Annotated in this window: 15 protein-coding genes; 6 read left to right on the plus strand and 9 right to left on the minus strand. The window is 71.7% G+C overall.

Annotated features, from left to right (window positions below; translation table 11 throughout):
- The first annotated feature begins 71 nt into the window (after positions 1 to 71).
- The 5 genes from MRBLMG1_RS21605 to MRBLMG1_RS21625 all read left to right on the plus strand — a co-directional run bounded on the left by MRBLMG1_RS21605 (position 72) and on the right by MRBLMG1_RS21625 (position 6117).
- Positions 72 to 1397 (plus strand): DUF2252 domain-containing protein, encoded by a 1326-nt coding sequence (locus MRBLMG1_RS21605; RefSeq protein ID WP_367825737.1) that lies wholly within the window; start codon positions 72 to 74, stop codon positions 1395 to 1397.
- Between the two features lie 70 nt (positions 1398 to 1467).
- Entirely contained in the window at positions 1468 to 2154 is a 687-nt protein-coding gene (locus MRBLMG1_RS21610) for a hypothetical protein (RefSeq protein WP_367825738.1), read from the plus strand.
- Between the two features lie 49 nt (positions 2155 to 2203).
- A complete protein-coding gene (locus MRBLMG1_RS21615) occupies positions 2204 to 3019 on the plus strand; it encodes a DsbA family protein (RefSeq protein WP_367825739.1) in 816 nt (271 codons plus the stop codon).
- Positions 3020 to 3167: 148 nt separating this feature from the next.
- Entirely contained in the window at positions 3168 to 4817 is a 1650-nt protein-coding gene (locus MRBLMG1_RS21620; protein WP_367825740.1) for an alkaline phosphatase D family protein, read from the plus strand.
- 325 nt (positions 4818 to 5142) lie between these two features.
- Complete coding sequence (locus MRBLMG1_RS21625; RefSeq protein ID WP_367825741.1) at positions 5143 to 6117, plus strand: zinc metalloprotease; 975 nt, start codon at positions 5143 to 5145, stop codon at positions 6115 to 6117.
- A 73-nt stretch (positions 6118 to 6190) separates the two neighbouring features.
- On the opposite strand, the gene MRBLMG1_RS21630 is transcribed toward MRBLMG1_RS21625, so the two are convergent.
- The 6 genes from MRBLMG1_RS21630 to MRBLMG1_RS21655 all read right to left on the minus strand — a co-directional run bounded on the left by MRBLMG1_RS21630 (position 6191) and on the right by MRBLMG1_RS21655 (position 11414).
- Complete coding sequence (locus MRBLMG1_RS21630) at positions 6191 to 6760, minus strand: dienelactone hydrolase family protein (RefSeq protein ID WP_367825742.1); 570 nt, start codon at positions 6758 to 6760, stop codon at positions 6191 to 6193.
- 36 nt (positions 6761 to 6796) lie between these two features.
- Positions 6797 to 8383, minus strand: a complete 1587-nt coding sequence (locus MRBLMG1_RS21635; protein WP_367825743.1) for a Na+/H+ antiporter — start codon at positions 8381 to 8383, stop codon at positions 6797 to 6799.
- 98 nt (positions 8384 to 8481) lie between these two features.
- On the minus strand, positions 8482 to 8949 hold the full coding sequence (locus MRBLMG1_RS21640) for a GNAT family N-acetyltransferase (protein WP_367825744.1): 468 nt from the start codon (positions 8947 to 8949) through the stop codon (positions 8482 to 8484).
- Positions 8946 to 9887 carry an RluA family pseudouridine synthase gene (locus MRBLMG1_RS21645; protein ID WP_367825745.1) on the minus strand — a complete coding sequence of 314 codons (942 nt, stop codon included), beginning with the start codon at positions 9885 to 9887 and terminating at the stop codon, positions 8946 to 8948. Before MRBLMG1_RS21645 ends, MRBLMG1_RS21640 begins: the two co-directional genes overlap by 4 nt.
- A 52-nt stretch (positions 9888 to 9939) precedes the next feature.
- A complete protein-coding gene (gene lspA / locus MRBLMG1_RS21650) occupies positions 9940 to 10542 on the minus strand; it encodes a signal peptidase II (RefSeq protein WP_367825746.1) in 603 nt (200 codons plus the stop codon).
- 80 nt (positions 10543 to 10622) lie between these two features.
- On the minus strand, positions 10623 to 11414 hold the full coding sequence (locus tag MRBLMG1_RS21655) for a TraR/DksA family transcriptional regulator (protein ID WP_367825747.1): 792 nt from the start codon (positions 11412 to 11414) through the stop codon (positions 10623 to 10625).
- Positions 11415 to 11954: 540 nt separating this feature from the next.
- Between MRBLMG1_RS21655 and ileS the strand changes: the two genes are divergently transcribed.
- Positions 11955 to 15098: an isoleucine--tRNA ligase gene (ileS, locus tag MRBLMG1_RS21660; protein ID WP_367825748.1), complete on the plus strand. Its 3144-nt coding sequence runs from the start codon at positions 11955 to 11957 to the stop codon at positions 15096 to 15098.
- A 177-nt stretch (positions 15099 to 15275) separates the two neighbouring features.
- Here the strand turns inward: ileS and MRBLMG1_RS21665 are convergent, their stop codons facing one another.
- From MRBLMG1_RS21665 to MRBLMG1_RS21675, 3 genes are all read right to left on the minus strand, one after another.
- The gene (locus MRBLMG1_RS21665) at positions 15276 to 16379 is read right to left on the minus strand and encodes a DivIVA domain-containing protein (RefSeq protein WP_367825749.1); all 1104 of its coding nucleotides are present in this window, start codon (positions 16377 to 16379) and stop codon (positions 15276 to 15278) included.
- 55 nt (positions 16380 to 16434) lie between these two features.
- Positions 16435 to 16725, minus strand: coding sequence for a YggT family protein (locus MRBLMG1_RS21670; protein ID WP_190102598.1), 291 nt, complete (start codon positions 16723 to 16725; stop codon positions 16435 to 16437).
- Positions 16726 to 16805: 80 nt separating this feature from the next.
- Complete coding sequence (locus MRBLMG1_RS21675) at positions 16806 to 17426, minus strand: cell division protein SepF (protein ID WP_017238791.1); 621 nt, start codon at positions 17424 to 17426, stop codon at positions 16806 to 16808.
- Positions 17427 to 17451: the final 25 nt, after the last annotated feature.

Raw genomic sequence — 17451 nt, forward strand, 5'->3', positions numbered from 1 at the left:
CGTCGGGCGTTGGGAGAGCGGGAACACCTGTCCCATTTGTCATGCGCAGTCTTGCACCAGGAGGCACCTCGATGTCGGTCCCCCAGCCCACCGCGGCAGAGCGCGGTGAGCACATCCTCGCCGTCTTCGACACCGCCTTCGGCGAGCTCCTCGCCGCCGACCCGGCGGCCTTCCGCGTCAAGTTCCGGAAGATGGCCGGCTCCGCCTTCGCCTTCTACCGGGGCACGGCCTGCCTGTTCTACGCGGACCTGGAGCGGGAGGCCCGCGGCGGCCCGTACCTGGACGAGCGCACCGGCCGGGTCTGGATCCACGGCGACCTGCACGCCGAGAACTTCGGCACGTACATGGACGCCAACGGCCGGCTGATCTTCAACGTCAACGACTTCGACGAGGCGTACGTCGGCCCCTTCACCTGGGACCTGAAGCGGCTCGCCGCCTCGCTCGCCCTGATCGGCTACGCCAAGGCGCTCAGCGACGGGCAGATCACCGAGCTGGTCCGGATCTACGCGGCCGCGTACCGGGAGCGCGTCCACGCCCTCGCGACCGGCGCCAAGGGCGACGAGGTCCCCGCCTTCACCCTGGAGACCGCCGAGGGGGCGCTGCTCGGCGCGCTGCGCGAGGCACGGGCGCTGACCCGCTTCGGGCTGCTCGACTCGATGACCGAGATCCGCGAGTACGAGCGCCGCTTCACCGCGGGCGGCGGCACGATCGAGCTGGACGCGGCCACCCGGTACAAGGTCCTCGCGGCCTTCGACGGCTACCTGGAGACGCTGCCGGAGTCCAGCCTGGCCCGCCCCGACTCGTACCGGGTCAAGGACGTCGTCGGGCGGCGCGGGATCGGCATCGGTTCGGCCGGCCTCCCCTCGTACAACGTCCTGCTGGAGGGCAACAGCGACGCCCTGGAGAACGACGTCGTGATCTACCTCAAGCAGGCCCAGACCCCGGCGGTCTCCCGGCACGTCACGGACGCGGCGGTGCGGGAGTACTTCCGGCACGAGGGCCACCGCACGGTGATCTCGCAGCGGGCGCTGCAGGCGCACGCGGACCCGTGGCTGGGCTGGACGGAGCTGGACGGCGCCGGGCAGCTCGTCGCCGAGGTCTCGCCGTACGCGGTGGACCTGGACTGGTCGGACATCGACGACTGGGAGGAGATCGCGGCGACCGTCGCGGACCTGGGCCGGGCGACGGCGACCATGCACGCGGCGGCGGACGACTCCAGCGGCCACTCGCTGGTGCCGTTCTCGACGGAGCGGGCCATCGACGCGGCCATCGCGGCCGACGAGGAGGGCTTCGCCCAGCTCCTGGTGGACTTCGCGCACTCCTACGGCGCCCGGGCGCGGGCGGACCACCAGATCTTCGTGGACCTCTTCCGCAACGGCCGGATCCCGGGCCTGTAGGGATCGGCGGGGCCGTCCACAGGGAGTCCTTAGGGACCTCTTACGGCCCCCCGTGGCACACTCCACGACGATGGACATGGCAGGGACGCAGCTGAGGACGCTGCGGGCGGCGTTCTTCACGACCCTGGTCGTGACGCTGTCCGTGGCGTCCCACGTGCTGCTCTCGGGCGTTCCGCTGCCGCTGGGGACCGTGGTCCCCGTGGCGGTCGCCGTCTTCGCCGTGGCATACGCGCTGGCCGGCCGCGAGCGCGGCCTCGGCCCGATCGCCGGGCTCCTCGTCCCGCTGGAACTGGCGGCCGACACCCTCTTCACCAGCGGTCAGGCGGTCTGTTACGGCCCCGCCGGCGGCCCGGTCGCCGGTTCGCTGCGCGCGGTGGGGGTCGAGGTGTTCTGCGGCGGCGCCGTGGGGACCCCGCTGCCCGGCGTGGCGACCCCCGAGGGCGGGGGCGCCGCCGCCCTGCTGTCCTCCCCCGACCCGGCGCTGCCGTGGCTGCTGCTCGTGGCCCACGTGGGCGTCGGGTTCTCGGCGGCGTGCTGGCTGCGCGGCGGGGAGCGCGCGCTGGCCCGGCTGGTCGGCGCGGTGGCGGCCAGTGCGTTCCGGCCGCTGCTCCTGGTGGCGGCGTTCTTCCGTGCGGGTGGTCCGGCTCCCCGGCGTGCCGGGCGGCCGGTGGGGCGGCCGCGGCCGTCCCGTACCCGGTTCCTCGTGCACTCCGTGGGGCGGCGGGGACCGCCGAACCCGGGTCTCGCCCTCGTCTGAGCGCGTCCCGCGGTTCCCCCTGCCTTCCCCCTTCACGGAGATCATCATCATGAGTGCACGCAACAGCCAGTCCCACAAGGCCGCCGCCCGCGAGCGCCTGCGCGTCGAGCGCGAGCGCCAGGCGAAGAAGGACCGGGCCCGCCGACAGCTCGTCGTCGGCGTCTCGGCCGTGGCCGTGCTGGCCGCGGCCGGCGGCATCGGCTACGCGGTGGTGCAGTCCAACAAGCCGTCCCAGTGGGAGGCCGCGGCGGACGCGAAGACCGTCACGGCCCCGAAGAACACCTCGGGGGCGAACGGCACGACGGTCGTCATCGGCAAGTCGACGGCGAAGAAGACGCTGGAGCTGTACGAGGACTCGCGCTGCCCGATCTGCGCGACCTTCGAGCAGTCGGTGGGCTCCACGGTCGAGAAGGACGTCGAGGCCGGCAAGTACAAGATCAAGTACGTCGGTGCCACCTTCATCGACGACGGCGCCCCGGGCGAGGGCTCCAAGAACGCCCTGTCCGCGCTCGGCGCGGCCCTGGACGTCAGCCCCGAGGCCTTCCTGAAGTACAAGTCGGCGCTCTACTCGACGGACTTCCACCCGGAGGAGAACGACGACAAGTTCGCCAGGGACTCCTACCTCCTGGAGGTGGCGGACTCCGTGCCGGCGCTCAAGGGCAACGCCGCCTTCAAGAAGAACGTGGAGGAGGGCACCTTCGACGCCTGGGCGATGAAGATGTCCGCGGCCTTCGACGCGAGCGGGGTGACGGGCACCCCGACCCTGAAGATGGACGGCAAGCCGGTGACGGCGGCGGGCAGCGACAACCCGCCGATGACGCCGGCCGAGTTCGACACGGCCATCGCGGCGGCCCTCAAGGCCTGACGCCCCTCGCTCACCCCGCCCCGCTCCCCGCCCCCGCCCCCGCCTCCCCGGCCGGGAGCGGGGGCGGGGGCGTCCGTGGGGCGACGAGTCGGCGAACTTCCGGATTTCGCCTGCCCAACGGGCGTACTCGTCAGTAATCTGACTGGCCGTGACCAGTCGTTTCATATCTCCCGCCCCCACACGTCGCGCGGTCGTCAAGGCCGCCGCCGTCACCGCCGTCGCGGCACCCGCCCTCCTCGGGGCGGCCTCTCCCGCCCTCGCGGACTCCGGGGCACCCGCCTTCCTGCACGGCGTCGCCTCCGGTGACCCGCTGCCCGACGGCGTCCTGCTCTGGACGCGCGTCACCCCCTCCCCCGAGGCCGTGCCCGGATCGGGCCTCGGCCCTGACGTCCGGGTGGGCTGGGAACTCGCCGAGGACCGCGGCTTCGCCCGGGTCGTCGCCTCCGGTACGGCCACGGCGAGCGCCTCCTCCGACCACACCGTCAAGGCGGACGTCCGCGGCCTGCGCCCGGCCACCGCCTACTGGTTCCGCTTCACCGCGGGCGACGCCGTCTCGCCCGCCGCCCGCACCCGCACGGCCCCTGCCGCCGACGCCGCCGCACCCGGCGTCCGCTTCGGCGTGGTCTCCTGCGCGAACTGGGAGGCAGGCCACTTCTCCGCCTACCGCCACCTCGCCGGCCGCGCCGACCTGGACGCGATCCTCCATCTCGGCGACTACGTCTACGAGTACGCCAGCGGCGCCTACCCGGAGGCGAAGTACGTCGTCCGGCAGCACGAGCCGCGCCACGAGATCGTGTCGCTCGCCGACTACCGGACCCGGCACGGGAAGTACAAGACGGACCCCGACCTCCAGGCGCTGCACGCGGCCCACCCGGTGGTCGCCATCTGGGACGACCACGAGTTCGCCAACGACGCCTGGGCCGGCGGGGCCGAGAACCACACCGCCGGCGCCGAGGGCGACTGGGCGGCCCGGGTGGCCGCCGCCAAGCAGGCGTACTTCGAGTGGATGCCGGTCCGGACGTCCACGGAGGGCACGGTCTTCCGCCGGCTGCGCTTCGGCAGGCTGGCCGATCTGCACCTGCTCGACCTGCGCTCGTTCCGTTCCGCGCCGGCGAAGACGGGCAGCGGCACGGTCGACGACCCGGAGCGGAGCATCACCGGCCGCGCCCAGCTGGACTGGCTGAAGGCCGGCCTGGCCGGATCGGACGCGACCTGGCAGCTGGTCGGCACCTCGGTGATGATCTCGCCGGTCGCCTTCGGCGCCCTGCCCGCGTACCTCCTGGAGCCGCTGGCCGAGCTGATGGGCCTGCCCGAGGAGGGGCTCGCGGTCAACGTCGACCAGTGGGACGGCTACACCGACGACCGCAAGGAGCTGCTCGCGCACCTGACCTCGCGGGCGATCCGGAACACGGTCTTCCTCACCGGCGACATCCACATGGCCTGGGCCAACGACGTGCCGGTCAAGGCGGCGACGTACCCGCTGTCGGCCTCGGCGGCGACCGAGTTCGTGGTCACCTCGGTCACCTCGGACAACCTGGACGACCTGCTGCACGTCGCCCCGGGGACGCTCTCGGTGGTGGCCGCCGGCGCGGTCAAGGCCGCCAACCGCCATGTGAAGTGGGTGGACATGGACCACCACGGCTACGGGGTGCTCGACGTGACCGCCGAGCGCTCGCAGATGGACTACTACACGGTCTCCGACAAGCGCGACCCGGCGGCGACGACCGCCTGGGCACGCTCGTACCGGACGCTGAGCGGAACGCAGCGTGTCGAGCGGGTGTACCAGCCGGTGCGCTAGACACCCCTCAGGGGCGATTTTCAGCCATGATCGCTTCTGTTAACGGGAGATCACACGGCTACGGCGGGTGGCGAGTTTCGGAGATCGAATCCGGACACACCACCCGCCTCTGTCACTCCGCCTGTTACGTCGAGGTCTCAAACTCCGGAACCGGCGCAAGAATTTCTTCCCCAAGACCCGAATTGCCCCCCGAATGATTGGGCTTGATCACTCCTCAACGGTGGCTGACATGGACGCGTAATCTCCCCGGCGTGGCGAGGAAGTTCCTCACCAACACCCCCCACGAGGAGTCACCGTGCGTGCTCTTGTCCGTATATCCCCGCGTATGTCGCGCCGGATGCTCGGCACCGCCGTCATGGCCGGAACCCTGGCCCTGGCCCCGCTGTCCGCCCCCGTGGCGACCGGTGCCGCCACCACCCTGGCCGGCGCGTCCGCCGAGGAGTGCGCGGACGGCACCACCACCCTCTCCGGCGCCCGCAAGGCGCGCGGCGCCGACACCCACGCCGCCGAGCCCAACGACGTCACCGCCGCCAAGGCCAAGGCGATGGACGACGACCTGAAGAAGAAGCTGGCCTCGGCCCGCTCCGAGGGTCGCCTCAGCGCCACCGCCGCCGACGCGGCCGCCGCGGTGAGCATCCCCGTCTACTTCCACGTGATCCACTCGGGCACGACGGGCAAGCTGTCCGCCACCCAGATCACCAACCAGATGAACGTCCTGAACGCGGCCTACGCGGGCCAGGGCACCGGCAACGTGAACACCAACTTCCAGTTCACCCTGGCCGGTACCGACTACACGGACAACGCCACCTGGTACAACCTGTCCTCCGGCTCCACCGCCGAGAAGCAGATGAAGCAGACCCTCCGCAAGGGCGGCGCCGGCGCGCTGAACTTCTACACCGCCAACCTGGGCGGCGGCCTCCTCGGCTGGGCGACCTTCCCGTCCTCGTACAACTCCAGCCCGTCCATGGACGGTGTCGTCGTCCTCGACACGTCGCTCCCGGGCGGTTCGGCCGCCAACTACAACGAGGGTGACACCGCCACCCACGAGGTCGGCCACTGGATGGGCCTCTACCACACCTTCCAGGGCGGCTGCACGGGCAACGGCGACTACGTCGCCGACACCCCGGCCGAGAAGAGCCCGGCGTACGAGTGCCCGACCGGCCGTGACTCCTGCACCTCCAAGGCGGGTGTGGACCCGATCCACAACTTCATGGACTACACGTACGACTCCTGCATGTACCAGTTCACCGCGGGCCAGGTGACCCGGATGAACGACGCCTGGACCGCGTACCGCGCCTGACGCACCGTCCGGACGAAGGTGTGGCCCCCGGGGAGCATCCCCGGGGGCCACACCCCTTTGCCGTCCGCGGGCCCTACAGGCTCTCCAGGAAGGCCAGCGCCACCGACCAGGTCCGCTCGGCCGCCTCCTCGTCCCAGTCGGGCAGCTCCGGGTCCGTGTACACGTGCCCCGCGCCCCGGTAGCGGTAGATCTCCACGTCCGCCCCGGCCTTGCGCATCTGGAGGTACCACGAGGACAGCCAGTCGTCCGTCTCGAACGGGTCGGGCTCGGCCACGTGCAGCTGCACCGGCAGCTCGTCCACCGACGCCGACTCCGCGAGGTCCGAGGTGCCGTGGAACAGCAGCAGCCCGCGCGCCTTCTCGTCGCCGAGCGCCAGCGTCTGGGCGATCGAGGCCCCGAGGGAGAGGCCCATGTAGACCAGGCCCCGCTCGGAGTAGGGGGCGGCGGCGAGGACCGCCCGCTTCAACAGCTCGTCCTTGCCGATCTCGTCCCGCAGCGCCACGCCCTCCTCGACGGTCCCCACCGTCCGGCCGTCGTAGAGGTCGGGCGTCCAGACCTGGTGCCCGGCGGCCCGCAGCCGCTCGGCGGCCGCCCCGACGGAAGGCGTCAGCCCGTAGGCCGAGTGGAAGAGCATGATGTCCATGCGCCCCATCCTGCCACCCGGCCCACGGGCCGCCCCTCAGCGCATGCTGCGCACGTCCAGCTGCCGCAGCACCCGGTCCACCACCTCGGGATCGGCACCCGGCTCGCTGCGCGCCGAGAGGACCTCGTGCCGGGCGGCCGACATCAGCTCCCGCTGGATCCGCTGCACCGCCTTGAGCCGGTCCACGCGCGCCGCGTAGGCGGCCCGCCGCTCCTCGTCGACCATGTCCGGACTGATCCGGGCCCCGATGTCGTACGCCCCGCGCAGCAACCGCTCCTGGACCTCCTCCGGCAGCTCCTCGACCTCCTCGATCTCCTTCAGCCGGCGCCTGGCCGCCTTCGCCGCCCGGATCGCGAGGTCGCGTTCGAGGGCCCGCTCGGCGTCCGTGTCGGCCCGTACGCCGAGCCGCTTGACCAGCGAGGGCAGGGTCAGCCCCTGGAAGACGAGGGTGGCGATGATCACACAGAAGGCGATGAAGACGATCTCGTCGCGGCCGGGGAAGGGCGCGCCGTCGTGGGTGCGCAGCGGGATGGCGAGGGCGAGGGCCACCGACGCCACCCCGCGCATCCCCGCCCACCACATGACGACCGTCTCCCGCCAGCTCATCGGGATCTCCTCGTCGACGTCCCTGAGGGTGTGCAGCCTCTTCGCCAGCCAGGTGGCGGGCAGCAGCCAGAGGAGCCGGACCCCGACGACCACGCCGACCACGGCGGCGCCCCAGCCGAGCATCTGCGAGCCGCGGCCCTCGGCGACCCCGAAGACGTGGATGAGCTCCAGGCCGATGAGGCCGAACGCGATGCCGGTGACCAGCGTGTCGACGATCTGCCAGAAGGTCTGCCCGGCGAGCCGGCCCATGACGTCGTCGGCGTCGGCCGCGTGCTCGGCGAGGAAGAGCGCGGTGAGCAGCACGGCGAGCACGCCGGAGCCGTGCAGCTCCTCGGCGAGGACGTAGCTCACGAAGGGGACGAGGAGGGTGAGGCCGGTCTGCAGCGTGACGTCGCCGAGGAGGCCGATCAGCTTGTTGCAGAGCCAGCCGAGGGCAAGGCCGACGGCCACGGCGACCACGGCGGACAGGACGAACTCGGCGAGGGCCTCGGGCCAGGAGAAGGAGCCGCTGACGACCGCGGCGATGGCCACGTGGTAAAGCACGATCGCGGTGACGTCGTTGAAGAGCCCCTCGCCCTCCAGGATCGACACCAGCCGGCGGGGCAGCCCGAGCGAGCCGGCCACGGCGGTCGCGGCGACCGGGTCGGGCGGGGCGACGAGGGCGCCGAGCGCGATGGCGGCGGCCAGCGGCAGACCGGGCACGAGCGCGTGCGCGACCGCGCCGACGGCGGCCGTGGTGACGAAGACGAGGGCGACCGCGAGCAGGAAGATCGGTCGCCTGTTGGCCGCGAACTGTCGCCAGGAGGTCCGCTGCACGGAGGCGTAGAGCAGCGGCGGCAGCACCAGCGGGAGGATGAACTCCGGCGGGACCTCGACGTTCGGCACGAACGGCAGGAAGGCCAGCGCGATCCCGACGAGCGTCATCAGGACCGGCGCGGGCAGCCCGAGCCGGTCGCCGAGGGGCACGGTCAGCAGGGCGCCGAGCAGCAGCAAGAACAACAGGGCCAATTGATCCACGGCCCCACCCTGCCATGTACGTCCGTTTTGACGGCGATTGCCCCCTGTGTTCCGCCGGGGCGGGGCACGCGGGGGCGACCGTCAGGGGCGGACGGGTGTCAGAGGGCCTTCCGCATGGCCCGGTGCGGCATGCCCGCGTCCGGGAACTCGGGGCCGTACGCCTCGTAGCCGAGCCGCTCGTAGAAGCCCATCGCATGGGTCTGCGCGTGCAGGTCGACGGCGGTCAGACCCCGCTCGCGGGCCACGTCCTCGACGGCCCGCACGAGCGCCGCGCCGACCCCGAGGCCGCGGGCCGCCTTCGCGACCGCGAGCCGGCCGAGGGAGCCCACCGAGGCGTCCCCGCCCGTCTTGCCGACGGCGTCGGACCCGTGCAGCAGGCGCCCGGTGCCGAGCGGCAGACCGTCCGCGCGCACGGCCAGGACGTGCACCGCGGTCGCGTCGTACGTGTCGTACTCCAGCTCCTGCGGTACGCCCTGCTCCTCGACGAACACCTCGCGGCGGACCGCGAAGCACGCCTCCCGGTCGGCCGGCTCCGCCGCCTCGCGGACCGCGTACGCGACCGTCACTGGCTCTCCGCCGCGATCCGGTCCAGGGCCCGCTGCAGGTCCTCGGGGTACGTGCTGGCGAACTCGACCCACGAGCCGTCGCCCGGGTGCTCGAAGCCGAGCCGGACCGCGTGCAGCCACTGCCGGGTCAGACCGAGGCGCTTGGCCAGCGTCGGGTCGGCGCCGTAGGTGAGGTCGCCCACGCAGGGGTGGCGGTGGGCGGACATGTGCACCCGGATCTGGTGGGTGCGGCCCGTCTCCAGCTTGATGTCGAGCAGCGACGCCGAGCGGTACGCCTCGATGAGGTCGTAGTGCGTGACGGAGGGCTTGCCCTCGGCGATGACCGCCCACTTGTAGTCGTGGTTCGGGTGCCGGCCGATCGGGGCGTCGATGGTGCCGCTCATCGGGTCGGGGTGGCCCTGGACCAGCGCGTTGTAGCGCTTGTCGACCGTGCGCTCCTTGAACTGGCGCTTGAGCGAGGTGTACGCGTACTCCGACTTCGCGACCACCATCAGGCCGGAGGTGCCGACGTCCAGGCGGTGCACGATGCCCTGGCGCTCGGCGGCGCCGGAGGTGGAGATGCGGTACCCGGCGGCGGCGAGACCGCCGATGACCGTGGTGCCGGTCCAGCCGGGGCTGGGGTGCGCGGCGACTCCGACCGGCTTCATGATCACGACGATGTCGTCGTCGTCGTGGACGATCTCCATGCCCTCGACGGGCTCGGCGACGATCTGGACGGGCGCGGCCGCGCCCGGCATCTCGACCTCGAGCCACGCGCCTCCGCTGACCCGCTCGGACTTGCCGACGACGGAGCCGTCGACCTGGACCTTCCCTGCGGCGGCCAGCTCGGCCGCCTTCGTACGGGAGAACCCGAACATACGGGCGATGGCGGCGTCGACGCGCTCGCCCTCCAGGCCATCGGGAACGGGCAGCGTGCGGATCTCGGGACTCGTACTCACCCGTCGAGTATGCCTTGTGCGGAAGACTCCCTGTCTTCCGCACGGGTCGGGCTCAGTCCTTGTGGATCGTGCCGTCGGGGTCCAGGCCCCGGAACGACAGCAGGACGATGAGGATGCCGCCGCAGACGATCGCCGAGTCGGCGAGGTTGAAGACGGCGAAGTGCGCCGGGGCGATGAAGTCGACGACCGCTCCCTCGAAGACGCCCGGCGAGCGGAAGATCCGGTCCGTGAGGTTGCCGAGCGCGCCGCCGAGCAGCAGGCCGAGCGCGATCGCCCACGGCAGGCTGTAGAGCTTCCGGGCCAGCCGGATGATCACGACGATCACGGCGACCGCGATGCAGGTGAAGATGATCGTGAAGGCCTCGCCCATGCCGAACGCGGCACCCGGGTTCCGGATGGCGTCGAGCCGCAGCAGGTCCCCGATCAGGTCGATCGGCTCGTGGCCCTCCAGCTTGGCGACCACCAGCATCTTGCTGCCCAGGTCCAGGAGGTAGGCCAGCACGGCCACCACGAACAGCGCGACGATCCGGCGCCTGCCCCGCGGCCGCTCCTCGGGAGCGGCCGTCCCCTCGGGGGCGACCGTCTCGTCGGAGGCGGCCGTCTCGTCGGCCCCTGCTGAATCCGGCGTACCGATGATGCGCTCCGCCTCTGCCACGTGAGTGAGTCCCTCGACCTCGATGCCTGACCGTGCACCGAGGGTACGGCACAGGCGTGCGAGACCGGCAGCCGAGATCGTCAGCCGCGCCGCTCCTGCCGCTGCTTGTCCTCGACGCAGAGCGTGGCCCGCGGGAAGGCCTGCATCCTCGCCTTGCCGATGGGCTTGCCGCACACCTCGCAGAGGCCGTACGTGCCCGCGTCGAGCCGCTCCAGGGCGTGCTCGGTCTGCTCCAGCATCTCCCGCGCGTTGGCCGCCAGGGCGAGCTCGTGCTCCCGCGTGATGTTCTTGGTGCCGGTGTCGGCCTGGTCGTCCCCGGCGCCGTCGCCCGAGTCGCGCATGAGGCCGGTGAGCTCCTCCCGGGAGTGGACGAGCTCGCTGCGGAGCCGCAGCACCTCGGCCTGGAGCGAGCTGCGGGCCTCGTCGACCTCCTGCGGCGTCCACGGGTCCTCGCCCGGACGCACCGCGAGTTCCCCGGTGCGGGCCGGGGGCACCGCGGCCTCGCTGCCGGCGGTCGTGACACCCGCGGTCTTCTTCGCTGCCACCGTCCTGGCTCCTGTCTGCTTCTTCGCCGCGGGCGCCTTCCTGGCCGCCGCCTTCTTCGCCACTGCCTTCCCGGCGGGCGTCTTCCCTGCGGGGGCCTCGCCGTCCGGGGCCGCCGTGTCGGGGGCGGGGGCCGCCTCGTCCGTCCCGTCGACGGCCGTCTTCCCGTCGGCCGCCTTCCGCGTGACCGCCTTCTTCGTGACGGCCTTCCCGGCAGCCGTCTTCGTCGCGACCGTCGACTTCTTGCCGGTCACGTCCTTGGCGACCTCGGCCGTACCGTCGGAACCGGCGGTCGAGGTCCTCTTCGCGGCGGTCTTCTTCGCCACCATGTCGCGGCCCCTTCACATTTTGTGATCTTGCTCGCGAATCGTGCTGGGACGATAAATCGGCCCAAGGCCCGCGGCAACGGGGCACGCCGCCGTTCCCACCCGCCCCCGCTCCCCGCGGGGCGGGCCTGCCTCCGTTGTGCCCAGCTCCCCGCCGGGTTATCCGTCCCGCCTTCCCCCACATGGCCGCACGCGAACTCCGGCCCGCCCCGTATGGCCATTCGGGTCACGCGAAAACAGGTCTGCCGCCCCGCTTCGCGCCCCGTACACTGGCCACAGCGAAAGGCTTGGATGGGGACGAGTAGCGTCGCAAGCAGCCATGAGCGACCCGGGGACGGTGAGAGCCCGGGGGCGAGCCCGATGTGAAGCATCACCCCGGAGCCGTCGGAAGAAAGCCGCAGGACAGCGCGGTGACTAGACCCGGCATCGCGACCCCAATGAGGGGGCTCAGGGCGTGCGCGCCCGGGGCCAAGGAGGGTGGTACCGCGGGAGCCGGGCTCTCGTCCCTCCGACGGAACGACGACTTTCCGCCGGAGGAACTCGATGACACCGCCGCAGTACCGCCAGGTGCCCGCCCAGGTCGACCTGCCCGCCCTCGAGCACGACGTGCTCGACTTCTGGCAGGACAACAAGGTCTTCGCCAAGACCCTGGAGCAGTCCGAGGGACGCCCCGAATGGGTGTTCTACGAGGGCCCGCCGACCGCCAACGGCATGCCCGGCGCCCACCACATCGAGGCCCGCGTCTTCAAGGACGTCTTCCCCCGCTTCCGCACCATGCGCGGCTACCACGTGGCCCGCAAGGCCGGCTGGGACTGCCACGGCCTGCCGGTCGAGCTCGCCGTCGAGAAGGAGCTCGGCTTCTCCGGCAAGAAGGACATCGAGGAATACGGCATCGCGGAGTTCAACGCGAAGTGCCGCGAGTCGGTGACCCGCCACACCGACGCGTTCGCCGACCTCACCACCCGCATGGGCTACTGGGTCGACCTGGACGACGCGTACCGGACCATGGACCCCTCGTACATCGAGTCGGTCTGGTGGTCGCTGAAGCAGATCTTCGACAAGGACCTCCTCGTCCAGGACCACCGGGTCGCCCCCTGGTGCCCGCGCTGCGGCACCGGCCTCTCCGACCACGAGCTGGCCCAGGGCTACGAGACGGTCGTCGACCCCTCCGTCTACGTCCGCTTCCCGCTGACCTCCGGCCCCCTGGCCGGCAAGGCGGCGCTCCTCGTCTGGACGACGACCCCCTGGACCCTGGTGTCCAACACGGCAGTCGCCGCCCACCCCGAGGTCACCTACGTCGTCGCCACCGACGGCGACGAGCGGGTCGTCGTCGCCCAGCCGCTGGTCGAGAAGGCCCTCGGCGAGGGCTGGGTCACCACCGGCGAGTCCTTCACGGGCGCCGAGATGGAGCGCTGGACCTACCAGCGCCCCTTCGAGCTGGTCGACTTCCCGGACGAGGCGCACTACGTCGTCAACGCCGAGTACGTCACCACCGAGGACGGCACGGGCCTCGTCCACCAGTCCCCCGCCTTCGGTGAGGACGACCTCAAGGTCTGCAAGGCGTACGGCCTGCCGGTCGTGAACCCGGTCCGCCCCGACGGCACCTTCGAGGAGGACGTCCCGCTGGTCGGCGGCGTCTTCTTCAAGAAGGCCGACGAGGCCCTCACCGCCGACCTGGACGCCCGCGGCCTGCTCTTCCGCCACATCGCGTACGAGCACAGCTACCCGCACTGCTGGCGCTGCCACACGGCCCTGCTCTACTACGCGCAGCCGTCCTGGTACATCCGCACGACCGCGGTCAAGGACCGCATGCTCCAGGAGAACGAGAAGACCAACTGGTTCCCCGACTCGGTCAAGCACGGCCGCTTCGGCGACTGGCTGACCAACAACGTCGACTGGGCGCTCTCCCGGAACCGCTACTGGGGCACCCCGCTGCCGATCTGGCGCTGCGAGGAGGGCCACCTCACCTGCGTCGGCTCGCGCGCCGAGCTGACCGAGCTGACCGGCACCGACCAGTCCGAGCTCGACCCGCACCGCCCGTACATCGACGCGGTGACCTTCACCTGCCCGGCCGACGGCTGCGCGCTGGAGGCCACCCGCGTGCCGGAGGTCATCGACGCCTGGTACGACTCGGGCTCCATGCCGTTCGCGCAGTACGGGTACCCGTACCGGAACAAGGAGCTGTTCGAGAGCCGCTACCCGGCGCAGTTCATCTCCGAGGCCATCGACCAGACCCGCGGCTGGTTCTACACGCTGATGGCCGTCGGCACCCTGGTCTTCGACAAGTCGTCGTACGAGAACGTGGTCTGCCTCGGCCACATCCTCGCCGAGGACGGCCGCAAGATGTCCAAGCACCTGGGCAACATCCTCCAGCCGATCCCGCTCATGGACCAGCACGGCGCCGACGCGGTCCGCTGGTTCATGGCGGCCGGCGGCTCGCCCTGGGCGGCCCGCCGGGTGGGCCACGGCACCATCCAGGAGGTCGTCCGCAAGACCCTCCTGACGTACTGGAACACCGTCGCCTTCCAGGCGCTGTACGCCCGCACCTCCGGCTGGGCGCCGTCCGCCGCGGACCCGGCCCCCGCCGACCGGTCCGTCCTCGACAAGTGGCTCCTCTCCGAGCTCCACACCCTGGTCACCGAGGCCACCGAGGCCATGGAGTCGTACGACACCCAGCGGACCGGCAAGCTCCTCTCCGCCTTCGTCGACGACCTCTCCAACTGGTACGTGCGCCGGTCCCGCCGCCGCTTCTGGCAGGGCGACGCGGCCGCGCTCCGCACCCTCCACGACGTGATCGAGACGGTCACCCGCCTCATGGCCCCGCTGACCCCGTTCATCACGGAGCGGGTCTGGCAGGACCTGGTGGTCCCGGTGACGGCCGACGCGCCCGAGTCCGTCCACCTCGCCACCTGGCCCGAGGCCGACGCGGGCCTGATCGACCCGACCCTGTCCGAGCAGATGCTCCTCGTCCGCCGGCTGGTCGAGCTCGGCCGGGCGACGCGGGCCGAGTCGGGCGTCAAGACCCGCCAGCCGCTCTCCCGCGCGCTGGTGGCGGCGACGGGCTTCGCGGCCCTCTCGCCGGCGCTCCAGGCCCAGATCACGGAGGAGCTGAACGTCTCCTCCCTCGCCTCCCTCTCCGAGGTCGGCGGCTCCCTCGTCGACACCACCGCCAAGGCGAACTTCCGCGCCCTCGGCAAGCGCTTCGGCAAGGGCGTCCAGGACGTGGCCAAGGCCGTGGCGGCCGCGGACGCGGCGGCGCTGTCCCTGGCGCTCCGCTCCGGCGAGGCGACCCTCTCGGTGAACGGCGAGGACATCACCGTCACCCCCGAGGAGATCATCATCACGGAGACGCCCCGCGAAGGCTGGTCGGTCGCCTCCGACGCCGGCGCGACGGTCGCCCTCGACCTGGAGATCACCCCGGAGCTCCGTCAGGCGGGCCTCGCCCGTGACGCGATCCGCCTCATCCAGGAGGCCCGCAAGAACAGCGGCCTCGACGTCGCCGACCGCATCGCCCTCCGCTGGACCTCCGCCTCCCCCGAGACCGTCGAGGCCCTCACCACCCACGCCGCGCTCATCGCGGACGAGGTCCTTGCCACGGACCACGCCCAGGGCGAGGCCGACGACACCTACGGAACCCCCTTCGAGGACGACCTGCTCGCCCTCACCTTCCGCCTCCGCAAGGCCTGACCCGCTGACCGAAGGGCCCGGCCTCTCCTGAGGCCGGGCCCTTCGGCGTACCCGGGGCACCGCCGTGCGCCCGGGTCGGACCCGGGGAACGGCGAAGGGCCGGTCCCCGGGAGAAACCCGGGAACCGGCCCTTGCAGCCTGCCGACGGCTACGCGCTCATCGCGCGACCTGGCGCCGTCAGTTGTCGTCCTCGTCGATGAGGAAGCCGCGCATCGGCGCCGGCGCCTGCTGCATCGGCTGCGGTGCCTGCGGACGGACCGGAGCCATCGGCTGGGTCATCGCCGGAGACATCTGCTGCTGACCGCCGTAGGAGGGGGCGCCGCCCATGGACGGCGCACCGCCCATCCCGCCGTTGCCGCCGTAGGACGGGGCGCTCGCGCCCGCCGAGGCCATGGACGGGGCCGGCGGCAGCGAGGCCGTCGCCGGGGTGCGCGGCGGGGCCAGCGAGTCGTCGGCCTGGGTCTCCAGCTGACGCAGCTGCGACTCCAGGTACGACTTCAGGCGCGTACGGTACTCGCGCTCGAAGCCGCGCAGGTCCTCGACCTTGCGCTCCAGCGTGGCGCGCGCGGACTCCAGGGAGCCCATGGCCACGCGGTGCTTCTCCTGGGCGTCCCGCTCAAGAGCGTCCGCCTTGGCGCGGGCGTCCCGCTCCAGGCCCTCGGCGCGGGAGCGCGCCTCGCCGACGATCTTGTTGGCCTCGGAGCGGGCCTCGGCGATCGCCTGGTCGGCGGTCTGCTGGGCCAGCGAGAGGACACGCGCGGCGCTGTCGCCACCGGGGCCCTGCTGCGGCTGCTGCTGCATCTGCGGCTGCATCTGCTGCTGCGGGTGACCCATCGGGCCGCCCTGCATCGGGCCGGGGCCCATGGGGCCGCCCTGCATCGGGCCGGGGCCCATCGGGCCGCCCTGCATGGGGCCGCCCTGCATCGGGCCGCCCTGCATGGGGCCGGGGGGAAGCGCCGGGGCACCGGAGGGCAGCTGCGGCGGGCCCATCTGGGGCGGCTGCTGCTGGACCGGCGGTCCGGATATGGCCGCGGGCACGGGCGCGCCGGGACGATCCTGCGGCTCCGGGGGCTTGCGCATCCCCTGCTGCTGCTGGTTCTGCGCGGCGGCACGCGTCGCGGCGGCCAGCTTGGCGCGCAGGTCCTCGTTCTCGCGGAGCAGGCGGGTCAGCTCGGACTCGACCTCGTCGAGGAAGGCATCGACCTCGTCCTCGTCATAGCCTTCTCGGAGGCGGACGGTCGTGAACTGCTTGTTCCGCACGTCCTCGGGGGTCAGCGGCATCTCTTCTTCACCTCTACGTAGTCGTCGGCAGTCGGCAAGACCGTATCGTCCACACTCACCTCGCGAAGCTGCTCACGACGGAGATCAGGATGTAGACGATGATCATCAGAACGAAGAAGGACAGGTCGAGTGCCACGCCCCCGAGACGCAGCGGCGGGATGAGCCGCCGCAGGAGCTTGAGCGGTGGATCGGTGACAGTGTAGGTGGCCTCGAGAACGACCACCATCGCCTTACCGGGTTGCCATGAACGGGCGAACTGGAAGACGTAGTCCATGACCAGCCGGACGATCAGGAGGACGAGGAAGCACATCAGCACGATGTAGACCACCTGTAGTGCGACGCCCATCCCGCGTTTCCCTCTCCCCTGGCTTACGTGCTCTCGCTCGGCCGGCCGCTAGGCGACCGGTCCGTCCGGTTCTGTTGTTCTCAGCTCTGGTTGAAGAATCCGCCCTCTGCGATCCGGGCCTTGTCCTCCGCCGTGACATCGACGTTAGCAGGCGACAACAGGAACACCTTCTGCGTCACGCGCTCAATGCTGCCATGGAGCCCGAAGACGAGTCCGGCGGCAAAGTCGACAAGTCGCTTCGCGTCCGTGTCGTCCATCTCCGTGAGGTTCATGATCACGGGGGTGCCCTCACGGAAGTGTTCCCCGATGGTACGGGCCTCGTTGTACGTCCGGGGGTGCAGCGTGGTGATGCGGTAGGGCTCCCGCTCGGACACGACCTTGGGCATGATCACCGGTGCGTTCTTCTCCAGGCTCGGACGTTCGGGTGTGATGGATGCCACGGGGGCAATTCGGGCCGGACGTCCGCTTTCGGCGAGTACCGGGACGGAATGGGCGACCGGTTCCCGCTGCGCGGGGGGTGCCACGACACGCACCGGTTCCTCGCGCTCCACCTGACGCGGGGGGGTGTGACGCCGGTCGCGCTCGGGCTCCGGCTCCAGCTCGGGTTCGAAGTCGTCGTCGGGGTCGAAGCCCCGGCCGTCGTACCCATCGTCCTCCACGAGGCCGAGGTAGACCGCCATCTTGCGCATCGCGCCGGCCATTCTCTGAGTCCTCCGCTCTGTGGTG

The organism is Streptomyces sp. LMG1-1-1.1 (assembly GCF_040815545.1).
Taxonomy (GTDB): Bacteria; Actinomycetota; Actinomycetes; order Streptomycetales; family Streptomycetaceae; genus Streptomyces.

Coding starts and splice junctions, on each gene's coding strand:
- MRBLMG1_RS21605 (WP_367825737.1), top strand. CDS start 72: ATGTCGGTCCCCCAGCCCACCGCGGCAGAGCGCGGTGAGCACATCCTC.
- MRBLMG1_RS21625 (WP_367825741.1), top strand. CDS start 5,143: ATGTCGCGCCGGATGCTCGGCACCGCCGTCATGGCCGGAACCCTGGCC.
- MRBLMG1_RS21615 (WP_367825739.1), top strand. CDS start 2,204: ATGAGTGCACGCAACAGCCAGTCCCACAAGGCCGCCGCCCGCGAGCGC.
- MRBLMG1_RS21610 (WP_367825738.1), top strand. CDS start 1,468: ATGGACATGGCAGGGACGCAGCTGAGGACGCTGCGGGCGGCGTTCTTC.
- MRBLMG1_RS21655 (WP_367825747.1), bottom strand. CDS start 11,414: ATGGTGGCGAAGAAGACCGCCGCGAAGAGGACCTCGACCGCCGGTTCC.
- MRBLMG1_RS21665 (WP_367825749.1), bottom strand. CDS start 16,379: ATGCCGCTGACCCCCGAGGACGTGCGGAACAAGCAGTTCACGACCGTC.
- MRBLMG1_RS21670 (WP_190102598.1), bottom strand. CDS start 16,725: ATGGGCGTCGCACTACAGGTGGTCTACATCGTGCTGATGTGCTTCCTC.
- MRBLMG1_RS21675 (WP_017238791.1), bottom strand. CDS start 17,426: ATGGCCGGCGCGATGCGCAAGATGGCGGTCTACCTCGGCCTCGTGGAG.
- MRBLMG1_RS21630 (WP_367825742.1), bottom strand. CDS start 6,760: ATGGACATCATGCTCTTCCACTCGGCCTACGGGCTGACGCCTTCCGTC.
- ileS (WP_367825748.1), top strand. CDS start 11,955: ATGACACCGCCGCAGTACCGCCAGGTGCCCGCCCAGGTCGACCTGCCC.